The sequence below is a fragment of the Catellatospora vulcania genome, assembly GCF_009720385.1.
Lineage (GTDB): Bacteria > Actinomycetota > Actinomycetes > Mycobacteriales > Micromonosporaceae > Catellatospora > Catellatospora vulcania.
In genome coordinates this window covers 255,672-271,046 of sequence record NZ_ML769305.1, presented here as the reverse complement: position 1 = coordinate 271,046, position 15,375 = coordinate 255,672, and the positions used below count along the sequence as shown (strand labels likewise).

At 72.3% G+C, this 15,375-nt stretch carries 14 protein-coding genes; 5 read left to right on the top strand and 9 right to left on the bottom strand.

Annotated elements, in window-relative coordinates; genetic code table 11:
- Positions 1–660: a class I SAM-dependent methyltransferase gene (locus F6W97_RS13130; RefSeq protein WP_155370544.1), complete on the bottom strand. Its 660-nt coding sequence runs from the start codon at positions 658–660 to the stop codon at positions 1–3.
- Between the two features lie 66 nt (positions 661–726).
- Positions 727–1,338 carry a hypothetical protein gene (locus tag F6W97_RS13125; RefSeq protein ID WP_155370543.1) on the bottom strand — a complete coding sequence of 204 codons (612 nt, stop codon included), beginning with the start codon at positions 1,336–1,338 and terminating at the stop codon, positions 727–729.
- A gap of 76 nt (positions 1,339–1,414) precedes the next feature.
- On the opposite strand from F6W97_RS13125, the gene F6W97_RS13120 reads away from it, so the two are divergent.
- Entirely contained in the window at positions 1,415–2,497 is a 1,083-nt protein-coding gene (locus F6W97_RS13120; RefSeq protein WP_155370542.1) for a hypothetical protein, read from the top strand.
- Between the two features lie 114 nt (positions 2,498–2,611).
- Here the strand turns inward: F6W97_RS13120 and F6W97_RS13115 are convergent, their stop codons facing one another.
- The 3 genes from F6W97_RS13115 to F6W97_RS13105 form a co-directional block, all read right to left on the bottom strand.
- Positions 2,612–3,109, bottom strand: coding sequence for a hypothetical protein (locus F6W97_RS13115; protein ID WP_196279116.1), 498 nt, complete (start codon positions 3,107–3,109; stop codon positions 2,612–2,614).
- A 249-nt stretch (positions 3,110–3,358) separates the two neighbouring features.
- Complete coding sequence (locus F6W97_RS13110) at positions 3,359–3,784, bottom strand: NUDIX hydrolase (protein ID WP_155370541.1); 426 nt, start codon at positions 3,782–3,784, stop codon at positions 3,359–3,361.
- Positions 3,785–3,859: 75 nt separating this feature from the next.
- Positions 3,860–4,786: a LysR family transcriptional regulator gene (locus F6W97_RS13105; RefSeq protein ID WP_155370540.1), complete on the bottom strand. Its 927-nt coding sequence runs from the start codon at positions 4,784–4,786 to the stop codon at positions 3,860–3,862.
- Positions 4,787–4,881: 95 nt separating this feature from the next.
- Here F6W97_RS13105 and F6W97_RS13100 point away from each other — a divergent pair, with 95 nt between their 5' ends.
- Positions 4,882–6,078, top strand: a complete 1,197-nt coding sequence (locus tag F6W97_RS13100) for a DMT family transporter (RefSeq protein WP_196279114.1) — start codon at positions 4,882–4,884, stop codon at positions 6,076–6,078.
- A 182-nt stretch (positions 6,079–6,260) separates the two neighbouring features.
- A complete protein-coding gene (locus tag F6W97_RS13095) occupies positions 6,261–6,965 on the top strand; it encodes a hypothetical protein (protein WP_155370538.1) in 705 nt (234 codons plus the stop codon).
- Between the two features lie 209 nt (positions 6,966–7,174).
- Here F6W97_RS13095 and F6W97_RS13090 read toward each other — a convergent pair whose 3' ends face one another.
- From F6W97_RS13090 to F6W97_RS13075, 4 genes are all read right to left on the bottom strand, one after another.
- On the bottom strand, positions 7,175–8,653 hold the full coding sequence (locus F6W97_RS13090) for a saccharopine dehydrogenase NADP-binding domain-containing protein (RefSeq protein ID WP_155370537.1): 1,479 nt from the start codon (positions 8,651–8,653) through the stop codon (positions 7,175–7,177).
- On the bottom strand, positions 8,650–9,837 hold the full coding sequence (locus F6W97_RS13085) for a type III PLP-dependent enzyme (RefSeq protein ID WP_230686633.1): 1,188 nt from the start codon (positions 9,835–9,837) through the stop codon (positions 8,650–8,652). The genes F6W97_RS13090 and F6W97_RS13085 overlap by 4 nt, the downstream gene beginning before the upstream one ends.
- 216 nt (positions 9,838–10,053) lie before the next feature.
- Entirely contained in the window at positions 10,054–11,640 is a 1,587-nt protein-coding gene (locus F6W97_RS13080) for a M28 family peptidase (protein WP_155370536.1), read from the bottom strand.
- A 338-nt stretch (positions 11,641–11,978) separates the two neighbouring features.
- Positions 11,979–12,737, bottom strand: coding sequence for a nucleotidyltransferase domain-containing protein (locus tag F6W97_RS13075; RefSeq protein ID WP_196279113.1), 759 nt, complete (start codon positions 12,735–12,737; stop codon positions 11,979–11,981).
- Positions 12,738–12,981: 244 nt separating this feature from the next.
- Between F6W97_RS13075 and F6W97_RS13070 the strand changes: the two genes are divergently transcribed.
- Positions 12,982–13,644: a hypothetical protein gene (locus tag F6W97_RS13070; protein WP_155370534.1), complete on the top strand. Its 663-nt coding sequence runs from the start codon at positions 12,982–12,984 to the stop codon at positions 13,642–13,644.
- A 32-nt stretch (positions 13,645–13,676) separates the two neighbouring features.
- Positions 13,677–15,305 (top strand): acyl-CoA dehydrogenase family protein, encoded by a 1,629-nt coding sequence (locus F6W97_RS13065; RefSeq protein ID WP_155370533.1) that lies wholly within the window; start codon positions 13,677–13,679, stop codon positions 15,303–15,305.
- Positions 15,306–15,375: the final 70 nt, after the last annotated feature.

Here is a 15,375-nt window from a genome sequence, read left to right as displayed (position 1 = left end):
TCAGCCCTTCGCCGGGCCGCGCAGCTCCCACACCCGGGTGTGCTTGACCGTCACGCTCTCCAGCGCGAACGGCACCGGCACGTCGTAGGCGGCCACCTCGGCGAACAGCGGTTTGGGCAGGAACGCCCGGTCGGGGTCGCCGACCAGCACCCGCGTGCCGTTCTTGACCGCCCGGCGCAGGAAACCGATCATGCGGTCGGCCATCGCCTGGCTGTAGAACACGTCCCCGGCCAGCACGATCTCCGCGTCGCCCGCGTCGCCGCCCAGGATGTCGGCCTGGTCCACCGACACGTCCACCCCGTTGGCGGCGGCGTTGAGGCCGATCGCGGCGCACGACAGCGGGTCGATGTCCACCGCGCGCACCGACGCCGCCCCGGTCAGCGCCGCGGTGACCGCGACCAGGCCGGAGCCCGCCGCCAGGTCCAGCACCCGCTTGCCCGCCGTCGTCTCCGGGTGGTCGAACACGTACCGGGCCAGCGCCTGCCCGCCGGCCCAGGCGAAGGCCCAGAACGGCGGCGGCTGCTCGCTGCGGTACTCGCCCTCGGTCAGCTCCCACAGGCCGATCGGCTCGTCGGCCTGGTGCAGCTTGATCTCCGGCAGGAAGGGCACCGGGGCGAGCGCGGCGTACGAGCGGACGAAGTCAACAGCGGAGTCGGTCACCCCCGAAGTGTGCCGCCTGCCCGCCCACGCCACGCACGGCAGGTCGGGTGAGCCTGCCCACGGTGCTCACCAGGTGGTGATCCCCGCCTGCTCCTCGATGATGATCGGGATCTGGGTGCCGTAGCGCTCGGGCAGCTCGGCGCGGGCGCGTTCCAGGTCGGCCTTCGCCACGCCGACGGTGATCCCAGAGCCGTCGTGGGCGGCCCCGGTCATGTTGATCGTGATGCCCTGCTTGCGCCAGTGTGCCGCGTCGTCGATCACCCGGTCCGCCAGGGCGCGCAGGGTGGCCTGGTCGAACGCGGCGTCACGCAGGTAGATGCACTCGTCGCCGGCCTGCTGCGTGACGAACTCGTCGAACTCGGCCGAGGGGACCCGGTACACGATGGCGTAGCCCTTCTCCGGCACGACCTCGGTGCCGGCGAACTGCTTGCCGAACCGGCCTTCGCCGGCCTGCATGATGCGGCCCAGCGCCTCGTCGAGGGTGACGCTGGTCGGCCACATGGTCGCCCCGGCGGTCTCGATGGCGCTGGGGGTGGGCCGGGGCAGGCCGCAACCCGGCGTGCCGGGTCCGTCCAGGGTCGGCGGGGAGCCGACGCCTACCTGCTGCCCGGCACAGGCGGACAGGGTGGCGGCGAGCAGCAGGGCCGCCGCCGTGGCGGTGATTCGAGTGCTGGTCATGAATGTCTAGACGCCGCGGCCGGTCCACCGGTTGCGCCGGGGCGGGTTGCCCCGTTAGCAGGGTATGACCCGAGTGGTGATCTTCGCAGCGGCCGTGCTGGTGACGGCCGTGGCGCTGCTGTCGGCGACCGAGCCGGACAGCCGCCCGTGGCCCGGCAGGCCGGATCCGGCAGCCGTGGGCGTGGCCGACCCCGCTGCGACGGACGGGTCGGGGGAGACCGCCGTGTCACCCGCCGCGCAGACCGCCGCGCCTGCGCCGTCGGCGGACAACCCGTTCGCGCTGCCGGGCGCGGCGGCCAAGGCCGGGCAGCCGATCGCCATCCGCACGGCCGACCTGCCCGCCAGCGAGGCCTCGGGGCTGGCGGCCAGCCGCCGCCATCCCGGGGTCTTCTACTGGCTGCGCGACGGCGGCGGGGCCACCACGCAGCGGCCGCGTGCCGCGCTGTGGACGATCCGGCTGGGCGAGGACGCCCAGTCCCATCCGGTGCGCCGCGGCGAGAACTTTCCGTTCGCGCAGGTCTTCGAAGCGCCGAACACCGACTGGGAGGACGTCGTCATCGACGACGACGACAACCTGTGGATCGGCGACATCGGGGCCAACGACTGCGTGAGCAGGCAGTACCTCTACCGCACGCTGGAGCCCGAGCCGGACACCGACGACCCGTTCATGGTGACCGCGAGGTATCCGCTGGCCTTCCCCGACCCGGCCCCGGGCTGCAAGACGCGCAACGCCGAGGCGATGCTCTGGCTCGACGGCGAGCTCTACGTGTTCGCCAAGACCACCAACTCCCCGGTGTACCGGGCGGTGCTGCCCCCCGAGCGCAACATGCCGGTGACCCTGCTGCCGGTGGCGAAGTTCGATCACGCCGTGAACAAGATCTCGGTCAGCACGCTGTCCGACGACCGGACCCGGCTGACCCTGGCCGGCCACGCCCGGTACTGGGTGTTCGCCGCCGACCCGGCGCTGACCGGAGACGCGTTCCTGCGCAAGGCGATGAGCGGCAGGCCGGTGCACACGGCCACCTTCGAATCGGCGGCGGGCAACGCCTCGGTGGAGGGTGGCAGCTACGTGCCCGGCACCCACGACCTGCTCTTCGTCGCCGAGAACAAGGAGATCTTCCTGGTCCCCGACGCCCCCACTCCCGCCGACGCCCGCTGACCCGACGCCCGCCGTACCATGATCAGCCGACTTGCCTGGCACCTGTGCGTATCGTGCGATCGCATTCGCCCATGTGCCAGGCAAGTTCAACGATCATGAAGGTGGTGGCGGCGGTCAGCAGCCGCCGCAGTTGTAGAACAGGATGTCCCAGTGGTTGCCCTCGTCGGTGTAGAGGTTGCCGGCGCCGGAGCGGTACTGGTAGCCCCAGCCGGAGATGTAGCCGACGTAGGTGAAGTGGCCGGTGATGTAGTTGCCGATACACGAGTACTTGCTGATGTCGAGCTTGTAGCCGTTCCAGTGGCTGTACGTGCCGGAGGAGTGGCCGGTCTCGGTGCCCGCGGTGATGTTGATGGCGCAGCCGCTGGCGCTCTTGAGCGTCTTGATGCCGCTGATGGTGACCTGGCGGACGTCGGTGAACGAGGTGCAGCTCGCGTTGTTGCGGTTGCTGCAGTTGCCGCTCGACGACCAGGTGATCCCGGACGCGCTGAGTTGTGAGGCCGCCTGCGCGTGGGTGAGGAAGGTCGCGGCGTGCGCGGGGCTGGCGAAGGCCAGCACGGACGCGATCACACCGGCCACGATGACGGTGACGGCCCGGGGTACGAAGCGGGACATGGGGGCTCCTGAGGGGTGTTGGAGTTATTTGCCGTCCGCTGCGCAGCGATGGGAAGATTTTTACCACACATAGAAGTGTGACGCTAGACGGCAAAGTGTCACGCACCCGGTCACGGTCTCGTGTGGACGGGCGCCGCGGCGATCCTCCGATCAGGCCACTCACCTAGCAGCCTAGGATGGCGTAGCGATGGTGCCGCGCACCACGAGGCGCGAACGCGCCGGGGCACGGCAGTGGTGTGAGGAGAGCGGTCAGGCGGCGGCGGTCGGCGGCCACAGGCCGCGGACCTGCGCGTACGCGTACGCGGCGAGGGTGAACGCGTCGCCCAGCCGGCCGTCGCGGATCATCTGCGTGAACTCGTCGGCGGTGACCGCGCGGAACTCGTCGATGCCTTCCTCGGCCGCGCCGGCCGGGTGCTCCTCGGGCACGCGCGCCAGCCGGGCCAGGTAGATCTCGTCCCCGCCGACCTCGGCGCCGGTGTCGACGTCGAGCGCGCCGAGGAAGATCACCTCGTCGGCGGGCACGCCGACCTCCTCCTCGATCTCGCGGGCGGCCGTGGCCGCGCCGTCGGCGCCGGGCTCGGCGAAGCCGCGGGGGGTCTCCCAGTGCCAGCGCCGGGTGGCGTGGCGGAAGTGCCGGACCAGCAGGATGCGGCCGTCGGGCAGCACCGGCAGGATCGCCGCGCCGACGCCGTCGTGCGGATGGCAGCGACACCGCCACGGAGGAGACCGCCTGAGCGGGGCGGGCGCGGATCAGCCGGTCCGCGCCCGCATCGCCCGGTCCAGGCCGCGCATCCGGGCCGTGACCAGGTCGACCACGACGCGGCTGGCGGGGGAGAGCTCGCCCTCGCGGTGCACCACGGCGAACGTCTCGTACATCGCCGGGCGCAGCGGGGCCCAGCCGAGCCCGGCGGGCAGCCGGTCGGCCAGGCCGTGCAGCACGCCGCGCCAGGTGACGGTGTCGGCCAGGCCGCGGGCCGCGATCTCCAGGGCCGTCTCGGTGTCCTCGACCTCGATCCGGGGGCGCAGCGGGTGGCCGGTGCGCTGCACGGCCTGGGCGAGCTGGCGGCGGGTGGTGTCGGTCTCCCGCCAGCTCGCGTCGGGCAGCACGAGCTGGGCCGCGGCCAGGTCGGCGGGGGTGATCCGGGCGTGCAGCCGGGCCGGGTCGGCGCTGACGTACACCAGTTCGTCGCGCAGCACCGGGGTGACGACCATGTTCTCGTCCTCGACCGGCAGTGCGATCACCGCCGCTTCGAGGCGGCCCTTGCGCAGGTGCTCCAGGACCTCGGCGGAGTTCTGCCCGACCAGCTCGACCCGCACGCCGGGGTGGCGCTGCAGCACGTCGGCGACGAGGTCGGCGGCGAGGTAGAAGCGGGCGGTGCGGAACACCCCGAAGCGCACCGTGCCGGTGAGCAGCTCGCGCACCGAGGCGACGGCCCGGCCGGCCTCGGCGACGGCGGCCAGCGCGGCGGAGGCGTGCGGCTGCAGGGCGCGGGCCGCCTCGGTGGGCACCAGGCCGCGGCCGACCCGCCGGAACAGGGTCGTGTCGAGCTGCTGCTCCAGCAGCCGGACCTGCTCGGAGATCGACGGTTGGGCGTAGCCGAGCGCGCCGGCGGCGGCGGTGAAGGAGCCGTGTTCCAGGGTGGCGAGGAAGCAGCGGAGCTGGTGCAGCGAGAGCACGTGGTGGCCTTCGACCGATCTATAGGAGATTCCTGTGGACAGCGCTGGAAACCAAGGCTACCTCGATGGCTTGCGGCGGCCTAACGTTCTGTTCCGTGACCGCCACCTTCTCCGCGCCCTCCGCCGTGAGCACGCCGATCGCCCGCTCCGCCCGGCGCGGCACCGTGCTGGTGCTCGTCTCCGCGACGGGGTTCGGCATGTCGGCGGTGTTCGCCAAGCAGGCGTACGCGGCCGGGTTCAACGTGCCGACCATGCTGTCCGGCCGGTTCGTGCTCGCCGCCGTGCTGCTGTGGGCCGTGGTGGCCTGGCGGCGCGCGCCGCTGCCCCGCGGGCGGGCCCTGGCCGTCTGCGTCGGGCTGGGCGCGCTCGGCTACGCGCTGCAGGCCGGGTTCTACTTCGGGGCACTGGCCCAGATCGACGCCTCGCTGACCGCGCTGCTGCTGTACGCCTACCCGGCGCTGGTCACCGTGCTCGCGATCGCGCTGCGCCGGGAGCGGCCGGACCGCCGCCGGCTGGCCGCGCTGGGCTGCTCGGCCGTGGGCATGCTGCTGATGCTCGGGGCGGGCGGCGTCGGCGGTGCGGCCGCCACCGGGGGAGTGCTGCTGGCGCTGGGCGCCGCGGTCGCGTACGCCCTCTACCTGACCGTCTCCGCGGGCCTGCCCGCCGGACTGGACATCTTCGCGGTGACCGCGGTGGTCTGCACCTCCGCCGCGGCCAGCCTGGCCGCCGCGGGCCTGGCCACGGGCACCCTGCACGCGCCCCACCAGGCGTCGGGCTGGGTGTGGATCGCCCTACTCGCCGTGGTCTCCACCGTCGTCCCCATCGCCGGCATGTTCGTCGGCGTACGCGACGTCGGCGCCTCCGCCGCCGCGATCCTGTCCTGCGCCGAGCCCGCCGTGACGGTGGCCACCACCGCCCTGGTCTACGGCGAGCGCCTCAGTCCCATGCAGGCTCTCGGCGGCCTGGCCGTCGTGTCCTCGGTCGCCGTCCTGCAACTCCGCCGCCGCGCCACCCGCCCGCACCCCGCGCTCCAGACACCCGAGCCCGCCACGGTCGCGGCCACCGCCCCGGCCGACGCCCCTGCCGAGGCCGTGGCCGCGCCCGGCCACCCCGCCGACCTGGCCGACGCCCCGGCCGAGGTCGTAGCCGCGCCCGGCCGCGGTGTGCGCCGCCGTCTCGCCCGCCTTTCCCGCCGCGCCCGCTCGGCCCCCGCCGCCGGCACCCGCCCGCCCACCGACCCGGCACCCAACCGCCGCGACCAGCGCGCCCCCCACCACCCCGCCCAGAGGTAAGGAAGGGCACCTTCACCTCGCCATACGTGGTGGAAGGGCACCTTCTTAACGCGTCGGGGGCCGTGACCAGCGATGTCGCCGCCTGCCGGCGCGTGGCGGCTGAGGCGGCCCGGGGGACGGCGTGGCGGTCGCGGGCAGCGGTATCGTGCGGCGTTCCCTCATCTGAGCGCAGGAGCCAGACCTTGAGACGCCTCGCACCGCTCGCCGTCGTCGCCGTGTTGCTCGCGGGCGGCTGCGGCCCGGCCGACCCGGCCACACCGTCGGGCGCGCCGTCACCGCCGGCGGCCTCCGCCGCGCCGCCCGCACCGGCCTCCCCGTCGCCCGCCCCCGTGCTCACTGCCGCGAAGCTGCTGGACACGGTGCTGATCGGCGACGACCTGCTGGCGTCGATGCTGAGCGGCGGCACGGCGGAGGTCGACCGCACCTACGACGGCGACCACTCGCCGGGGTACCCGGCCGGGGTCGTCACCGCGTGCGGTAAGCGTTCTGCCTCGTCCACCGGGGACGCCAAGCAGGTCAAGGGTCACGCGCGAGCCTGGACAGCGAACGGCTGGGTGGTGGTCCAGGAGGCGTTCGTGCTGCCCAGGCAGCACGGAAAGGACGTCGTGGCCAAGGTGGCGAGCCTGTTGAAGGGCTGCAAGAGCTACTCGGACGGCGACACCTACCGCAAGACGGCGCGTAACACCGTCGCCGTGCAGTCGGGCCTGTACCGCGGCGCGGCGGCCTGCTTCGCCGTCGCCGGGGTCGTGGAGTGCCACGCGTACCTGGGCCGCGGCCGGGTGGTGACCATGCTGTCCGCGCTGGGGGCGGATCAGGAGATGGCCGAGTTCCTGCTGACACAGGTGAAGACGGCGGCCGAGGCTCAGCTCGCCAAGGTGCCCGCCTGACCGGCACGCCCGCGGCGTGACCCGCCACTCGCCGCATCCGCGGGGTGGTGCGTCGCGCACCGTGCGCCGCCGCGCCCGGACAGCCGACGGCCCCGATCACCTGGTGGTGACCGGGGCCGCGGTGTCAAGAAGGCGCCCCTCTACAACGCATGGCGATGTGCAGAGCTGTCGCTCGTCTCGCTGACGCGAGCCGACGATGCCTTCGTTTCCTAGACCAGGAAGTTGGCGAAGGCCCAGGGCTCGGAGTCGTCGCCGGTCTTCGGGCGGAAGTTGGCGAACGGCTCGTAGTAGGAGCTGCGCGGGGTCCAGTCGGTGTGGACCGACGGGACCGGGCCCAGGTACGGGTTGGCGACGTCGAGGACGGCCTCGGGGTCGAGGTCGTCGGGGACGCACAGGCCCCGGTTCGGGTTGTTGACCATCCAGTGGACGGCGCCCAGGACCGACGCCGCGACCTGCAGCGTGGTGGCATTCTGGTGCGGGACCAGGGCCCGGGACTCGTCGATGCCGAGCTGCGAGCCGACCCACCAGCCGTTGAGCTCGTGGCCGAGCAGGAGCACGCCGAGCTCGTCGATGCCGCTGACGATCTCGTCGTTCATGATGCGCTGGTCGGTCTGCAGCGTGTACCCGGTCATCTGGCACTCGTGCAGGCTGTTCAGCGCGGCGTCGGACGGCTGGTACGCGTAGTGCACGGTGGGGCGGTAGACCGCCTTGCCGTCCTCCCACACGGTCAGGTGGTCGCTGATGGTGAACGCCTCGCCGTGGCGCACGACCATGCCGATGATGGGGCCGCCGAGCGGCACCCAGGAGCGGACCTTGGTGGTGATGCCGGTCTGGGCGAGGCAGATCTGGTTCTGCGGACCCGACTCGTGGGTGTACGCGTTGTCGGGCAGCGTGGGCTCGTGGGTGCCCCAGCCCATCTCGGCGGGCGCGATGCCCTCCTCGTAGAAGCCCTCCACGGACCAGGTGTTGACGAACTCGCCGACCTGCTTGGGCTTGTCGCTGACCTGGGTGTCGCGCTCGGAGATGTGGATGACCTTGGTGCCGGTGAGCATGCCCAGGGCCGCGAAGTCGCGGTTGGCCAGGGCCTCTTCGAGCTTGGCCTTGCGGGCCGGGTCGAGCGGCTTGGGCAGGCGCTCGGGCTCCTTGAGCATCGCGGTGGCGATGTCCATCAGAGCGATCTTGGCCCAGTGGCTGACCAGGCCGGGGTTCGCGCCGTGCTCGACGATCGCGGTGGGGCCGTCTTTCTTCCAGCCCTTGGCCCGCTCGCGCAGCTTCATGTGCCGGGCGTACAGCGTGCGCGACTGCGGGGTCGCGTTGAGCTGGTCGGCGTAGGGGTCCCACTCCTCGACCGAGGTGTCGACGTAGAGGGTGCCGTGGCGCTGGCACCAGTCGATGATCACGCCGGTGTCGATGTTCCACGCCAGGTTGATCAGCACATCGCCCTCGCCGACGTACTCGGCGAGCTTGGTCTCGATGTTCTCCGGGGTGATGCGCTCACGCACGTAGGTCGCGCCGGCGGCGGTGATCTCCGCGGCGGTGTGGGCGAGGTCCTCGAAGTCCATCACGGTCAGACGCGTGAAGTCCATGTCGACGTGGCGCAGCAGCAGGGGCTGCAGGCACTGCGACACCGAGCCGCTGCCGAGCAGGAGGATGCGGCCGGCGAAGGCCAGCTTGGGGATCGTGGTCACGCGTTGTCTCCGATACAAAACGTTGCTAAAGGTGCAAAACCGTTGAATCCAACGGAAGAATACGTGGTCGTATAGGCGCCGGTGCCGAGGATGTCGACGTAGTCGCCCGGTCTCAGGTCCAGGGGCAGCCGGTAGGGCGCCTTCTCGTAGAGGATGTCCACGCTGTCGCAGGTCGGCCCGGCCAGCACGACCGGACCGGTCGGCTCCCCGTCGCGCGCGGTGACCAGGCGGTACTGGATCGCCTCGCCCTCGGTCTCGGCCAGCCCGCCGAAGCGCCCGATGTCCAGGTAGACCCATCGGTGGTCATCGTCGTAGGACTTCTGGGACACCAGCACGACCTGTGCCCGCAGCACTCCCGAGTCGGCCGCGATGAAGCGGCCCGGCTCGATCGCCAGCGACGGCCGCCACGGGCCGAAATGTCGCTCGACCGCGGTGTTGATCGCATCGGCGTACGCCTGGATCGGCGCGACCGGCTCCTGGTAGCCAGTGGCGAAGCCGCCACCGCAGTTGAGCAGCGTCAGCTGGACGCCGCGCTCGCCCAGCTCGCGGAACACCCGCGCGGCCTGGGCGATGCTCGGATCCCACCGGGACGGGTCCAGCTGCTGCGACCCGACGTGGAACGACACCCCGATCGGTTTCAGCCCGAGGGTGCGGGCGGAGTCCAGCAGCTCCACCGCCATGTCCGGGGAGCACCCGAACTTGCGGCTCAGCGGCCACTGGGCGCCGGCGCTTCCGGCCAGCAGGCGGCAGAAGACGGCGGAACCGGGGGCGTGCTCGGCCAGCTTGTGCAGCTCGGCCTCGCTGTCGAAGACGAACATGCGTACGCCGCGATCGTAGGCGTAGCGGATGTCCGCGGCCTTCTTGATCGTGTTGCCGTACGACAGCCTGCTCGGATCGGCGCCTTCGGAGAGGCAGAGGTCGATCTCGGCGGGGCTCGCCACGTCGAAGGAAGATCCCAGCCGGGCCAGAAGCCTGATCAGTATCGGCTGGGGGTTCGCCTTGACCGCGTAGAAGACCTGGGTCTCGCGGAAGGCGTCGGTCAGGCGGCGGTACTGCAACGCCGCGACCTTGGGATCAATGACCAGGTAGGGAGTCTCGCGCTGGTCTGAGTCGAGGAAGTCCTGGATCTCGCGGTTTCCTGCCGCGATCATGGTGACCAGGGTCTTGCCGTTGGTCATCGCCATCGTCTCGCTAATCCTCCAGTGAAAATGGTGAATGCGGCCCGTTTGATTGCCGACGGTGGAGTCTAGGGCCAAATGGTGAACGGACCGCCTTCGGGATGCCGCGACGCAGTGTGTCGATACTCATACTCCGTGTGGGTGACGCTCGGCCCCTGACGTGATCAGAGCCCCACCCGCGCGGCCGAGCAGCGCGGGTGGGGCTCAGACGATCGACAGGCGTCAGGAAACCGTGATCTTGACGTCGTCCACGCCGGCCTCGACGAGGCTCGCCGTGGAGGCGTCGGCGGCGGTGATCAGGATCCGCACCGACTGGCCCGCGTACGCCGAGATGTTCCAGGTGCCCAGCGCCCACGAGCCGTTGCGGTTACTGGCCGCGCCCGCCTGGGTGAACAGCACGGCAGTGCCGGTGTTGTGCACGATGGACACGCGGAAGTAGTCGGCGCTGGACGAGTTCGTGCCGTGCGCCAGGTACCAGTTCAGGCTCAGGTTGATCGTTCCGCTGGCCGGCAGGGTCACCGCCGGCGAGCGCACGCTGGTCACGCCGCCGTCGAGGTCGTAGTCGCCCGCGGCCGTGCCCGCCAGCCGCCCGGTGACCAGGTCGTTGGACCCGGAGACGGTGGTGCCGAGCTGCTTGGCACCGCTGGAGTTGGTGTCGCCCGGGTCGCCGCGCTCCCACGCGCCGGTCGTGGCGGTGTCGGTCGCGCTCGGGTTGGTCGTCCAGCCGGTCGCCGTCTCGAAGGTGTCCGTCCACACCGTGGTCGCCGGGGTGCCGGTGGCCAGCGTCCACAGCGCGTACGCGGCGGCGTCGCCGGCCCGGTTCAGCACCGTGTCGTTGATGTTGGCCGGGTACGTGTCGCAGGACGAGTGGTAGCAGGGGTCGTAGTCCCCGGTGGTGCCGCCCCACTTGGCGACCTGCGCCGAGGTCTTGTTCGCGCTCGCGCCGGCGGCCACGCCCGAGGTCTGGATGCCGACCGCGTTGAACGACGCGTCGTCGGAGCGGCCCGCGCCCTCGACGTTCTCCTCCGGGTTCAGGCCCGGGAAGTTCGTGTCGTAGTACGCCTTCAGGACCTGCCCGACGCCGGAGGTGATCCGGTTGATGAAGTAGCCGCCGTTGGTGGAGCCGACCATGTCGAAGTTGAAGTAGCCCTTGATCTTGGTGCGCTCGGCGGCGGGCAGGCTGTTGGCGTAGAACTCCGAGCCGTTGAGGCCCTGCTCCTCGTCGGTCCACCAGCCGAACCGCACGTGGTTGAGCATCGACGGGTTGGTCGCGGCGAGGGTGAGCGCGATCTCCAGCAGCGTCGACGAGCCCGACGCGTTGTCGTTGATACCGGGACCGGCGGCGACGCCGTCGAGGTGCGCGCCGAACATGTAGACCGTGTTGGCGTCGCCGCCAGGCCAGTCCGCGATCACGTTCGGGCCCGCGCCGCTGGTGCAGCCGGAGGTGCAGTTCTGCTTGACCACGGAGAAGCCCGCCGCGACCAGCTTGTTGTAGACGTAGTTCACCGACGCCGTGTAGCCCGCGGTGTTGGAGCGCCGGTTGCCGCCGTTGCTGGTGGCAATGGTCTGGAACTGCTGCAGGTGCGCCTTCACGTTCGTCAGCGAGATGTCCGGCGCGGCCAGGGCCAGGGACGCTGCCCGCGCGGCGACGGGCGCCGGGGCGGCGGTGGCGGCCGCCGGAGCGGCCAGCGCGGTGCCCGCCAGGGCTAGGGCGAGCAGGGCGCGTGTTGCTGCGTAGGGTCGCAAGGCCTGACTCCTCAGGGGATCACGGGGTGTGCCGGGGGTTACCGGCAGGCGCAGACTAGCCATCGAAATGATTAATGCGAATAGATGCACGTAGCGGTTGACCGTACCGTGACCTGTGTTCCGCGCCTGCCCTAGTGAGCGTTCAGGGGCGCTGGACCGCGCATGATCGTCATGCGGCACGCAGGCAAGGTCGACGGGGCGACGTGGCGCCTGTTCAGCACGGTGGGCAGTACGCCGGACCACCTCGGGTCGTCCGCGCGCGGCATGGTCGCGGTGGAGCAGCACATCACGTACCAACGCGAAGTCTTCGCCGGCGACACGGTCACCGAACACTCTGAGCTGCGGGAAGTCCGCGCCCAGGTGGTCCGCTCGCTAGCTCGGGGCGGGCGGGACGGCGGTGGTCAGGCGGTCCAGCGGGCGCGGGCGTCGGTGACGACGTCGGTGACGAGTCGCATGGAGGCCAGGCCGTCGGCGGCGGTGAACGACACGTCGTCGCCGGCGCGCGAGCGCTCCACCCGCGCACACAGCTCGGCCCACTGCGGCAGCACCTCGGCGGTGTGCCGCGCGCCGCCCGTCTTCGTGGTCACCTCACCCGTCGCCAGCGTGAAGTGCAGCCGCCCCGGCCCGGTCACCGCCCACAGCACCGGGTCCGGCGGGATCGCCATGTCCGGCGGCAACGCCGCGAACTGCGGGGTCGCCCGCTTGGCGAAGTCCGCCCAGTACCCGGACAGGTTGTCCAGCAGCCACCGGCGCAGCACACCCTCGTCGAGCGCGACCTCGGGCCGCTCGCCCAGGATGGGCAGGCCGTGGCGGGCCAGCTCCAGCCAGGTCACCGGGTTGAGCTGCCCGCCGGCCTTCGCGGGCTGGAAGTCTCCGGCCAGGATCTGCGGTGCGGTGTCGCCGTCGGCCGGGGGCGCGGCGAGCTGTGCGCGGGTCAGGTAGATGCCGTCGTAGACCGGGCCGTCCTCCGGCAGCGACAGGTGCGCCTTCGCCAGCCTGCCCAGTTCCCCGGTGGTCGGGGCACGGTCCATGACCGCGACGAAGTCGATGTCGCTGCGGCCCGGCCAGTAGTCGCCCAGCGGCACCGAACCGGTCACGAACAGCCCCGTCACCAGCCCCCGCACCCGCTCGTCGAGCGCCCGCACATGCGCGGCCGTCACCCAAAGCTCCTCGAACACCCGCCGATTATGCCCGCGCCCGCGGCCCGGTCGCCGCCCCGGCGGCCGCTGCCGCGTGCAGTTTCGGGGAGCCGCGTGCAGTTTCGGGGAAAGTGGCGCACTGGCCCCGGGCATTCGTGCAGTTTCCCCGAAACCGCACGCGGCTCGCGCCCGCCCGGTGAACCCGGCGGCGGGGGGAGCGCGGGTGGGGGTGACGGGAGGGCGTCAGCCGCCTACGCTGTCGCGAATGGCAGACGACGAGCGTCGATCGGTGCGCCGGTTCTCCCGGCTGCTCAGCCCGGCCGGGCTGGTGCTGGCGGGCCTGCTGTTCCTGGCCCCGTTCCTGACCGTGTCCTGCGAGGCGCCCGGCGGCTACGGCCGCGCCGCGCCGGGCGGCACGACCACCTACACCGGCTGGGACCTGGCCGTCGGCGGCACCCCCGACGTCACCGCGGACAAGCTGCTGCCGCCCGAGCAGCGGCGCAGCGACGTGCTCGCCCCGCAGCCGCTGGCGGGCGCGGTGCTGGTGGTGCTCGTCGTCGGCGTGCTCGTCGCGATCGGGGTCGGCCGGGCCCGCACCCGCCGCGGCGTGGTGGCCGCGCTCGCCGCGATCGCGGCACTGTTCCTGCTGGTCAACCAGGCCACCGTACGGGTGCTGGTGGAGGAGCGGCTGCGCGAGCAGCTCACCGGACCGCTGCCGGCGGGCAAGGAGGTCGGCGACTTCGTGCAGGACCAGGGCGGGTTCGGGTTCGCGCTGCTGGCGCTGGTGCTGGTGGCGCTGGGCAACCTGGCCGGGTGGATACGGCTGGTCCGCGGACCGGATGCGACGACGGCCGCGGCGGGCGGCGAGGCCGTGACGACACCCGAGCAGGGCGGGCCTGCCGCGACGGCGACGCTCCCGGAGGGCTAACGCTCGTTCAGCCGGTAGGGCAGGATGTGGGGATGGCCGCCACCCACGAGGTCTTCAACCAGGCGCCGCCGCTGGCCGGGCACGACGTCGCCGCCGACCCGGCGCTGCTGGAGGCGGTGGCCCGCGAGGGCGCGGCCTGGCACCTCGACGACCTGCACCGGCTCGGCCGGCTCGCGGGCACCGAGCAGGCCCAGGCCTGGGGGGACCAGGCGAACCGGCACACCCCGGTGCTGCGCACCCACGACCGCTACGGCAACCGCGTCGACGAGGTCGACTTCCACCCGTCCTGGCACGAGCTGATGCGGGTCGCCGTCACCGAAGGGCTCGCCGGTGCCCCGTGGGCCGACCCGCGGCCCGGCGCGCACGTGGCCCGCGCCGCGGGGCTGCTGGTGTGGAGCACCGTCGAGCAGGGCCACACGTGCCCGATCTCGATGACGTACGCCGCGGTGCCCGCGCTGCGCGCCCAGCCCGACCTGGCCGCGCGCTTCGAGCCGCTGCTCACCGGCCGGGTGTACGACCCCGGCCTGCGCGCCCCGCAGACCAAGGGGGGCCTGCTCGCGGGCATGGGCATGACCGAGAAGCAGGGCGGCTCGGACGTACGGACCAACACCACCACGGCCACTCCGGCCGGGGACGGAGCCTGGCTGCTGCGCGGGCACAAGTGGTTCACCAGCGCGCCCATGAACGACCTGTTCCTCGTGCTGGCCCAGGCGCCCGGTGGGCTGTCCTGCTTCCTGGTGCCCCGGGTGCTGCCCGACGGGACCCGCAACACGTTCCGCATCCAGCGGCTCAAGGACAAGCTCGGCAACCGCAGCAACGCCAGCAGCGAACCCGAGTTCGACGACACCGTCGCCTGGCTCGTCGGCGAGCAGGGCCGGGGCGTGGCCGTCATCATCGAGATGGTGTCGCTGACCCGGCTCGATTCCAGCCTCGGCTCGGCCGCCGGCATGCGGGCCGCGCTGACGCAGGCCGTGCACCACGCCCGGCACCGGCACGCGTTCGGCGGCCCGCTGCTGGACAAGCCGCTGATGCGCAACGTCCTCGCCGACCTGGCGATCGAGTCCGAGGCCGCGACGACACTGGTCATGCGGGTCGCGGGCGCCGTCGACCGGGCGGCCCGCGACGATCGCGGCGAGCAGGAGTTCGCGCGGCTGGGCACCGCGCTGGCCAAGTACTGGGTGTGCAAGCGGCAGCCGGCGATGGTCGCCGAGGCGCTGGAATGCCTTGGCGGCAACGGCTACACCGAGGACTCCGGCCTGCCGCGGCTGTATCGCGAGGCGCCGCTCAACGGCATCTGGGAGGGCTCCGGCAACGTCAACGCCCTCGACGTGCAACGCGCGCTGACCCGCGAACCGCAGAGCCTCGCCGCGTACGAGCGGGAGGTCGTGGCCGGCCTGGGCGGCGACGCCCGGCTCGACCAGGCCTGGCAGGAGCTGCGCAAGGAACTGGCCGACCCGGCCGACGCCGAGCTGCGGGCCCGGCGCATCGTCGAGCGGATGGCGCTGGTGCTGCAGGGTTCGCTGCTGGTCCGGCACGCCCCGGCCGCCGTCGCGGACGCGTTCTGCGCCTCCCGGCTGGCCGGCGACCGGGGTCTGGCCTTCGGCACCCTGCCGGCCGGCCTCGACCTGGCCGCGATCCTGGACCGGGTGCCCCCGGCCTGACCGAGGCGCTGAGCCGTTCGGCCGCCGGCCGCGCCGCCCCGTCGCGGCAGACCTCCGGCGCTCCGCTCAG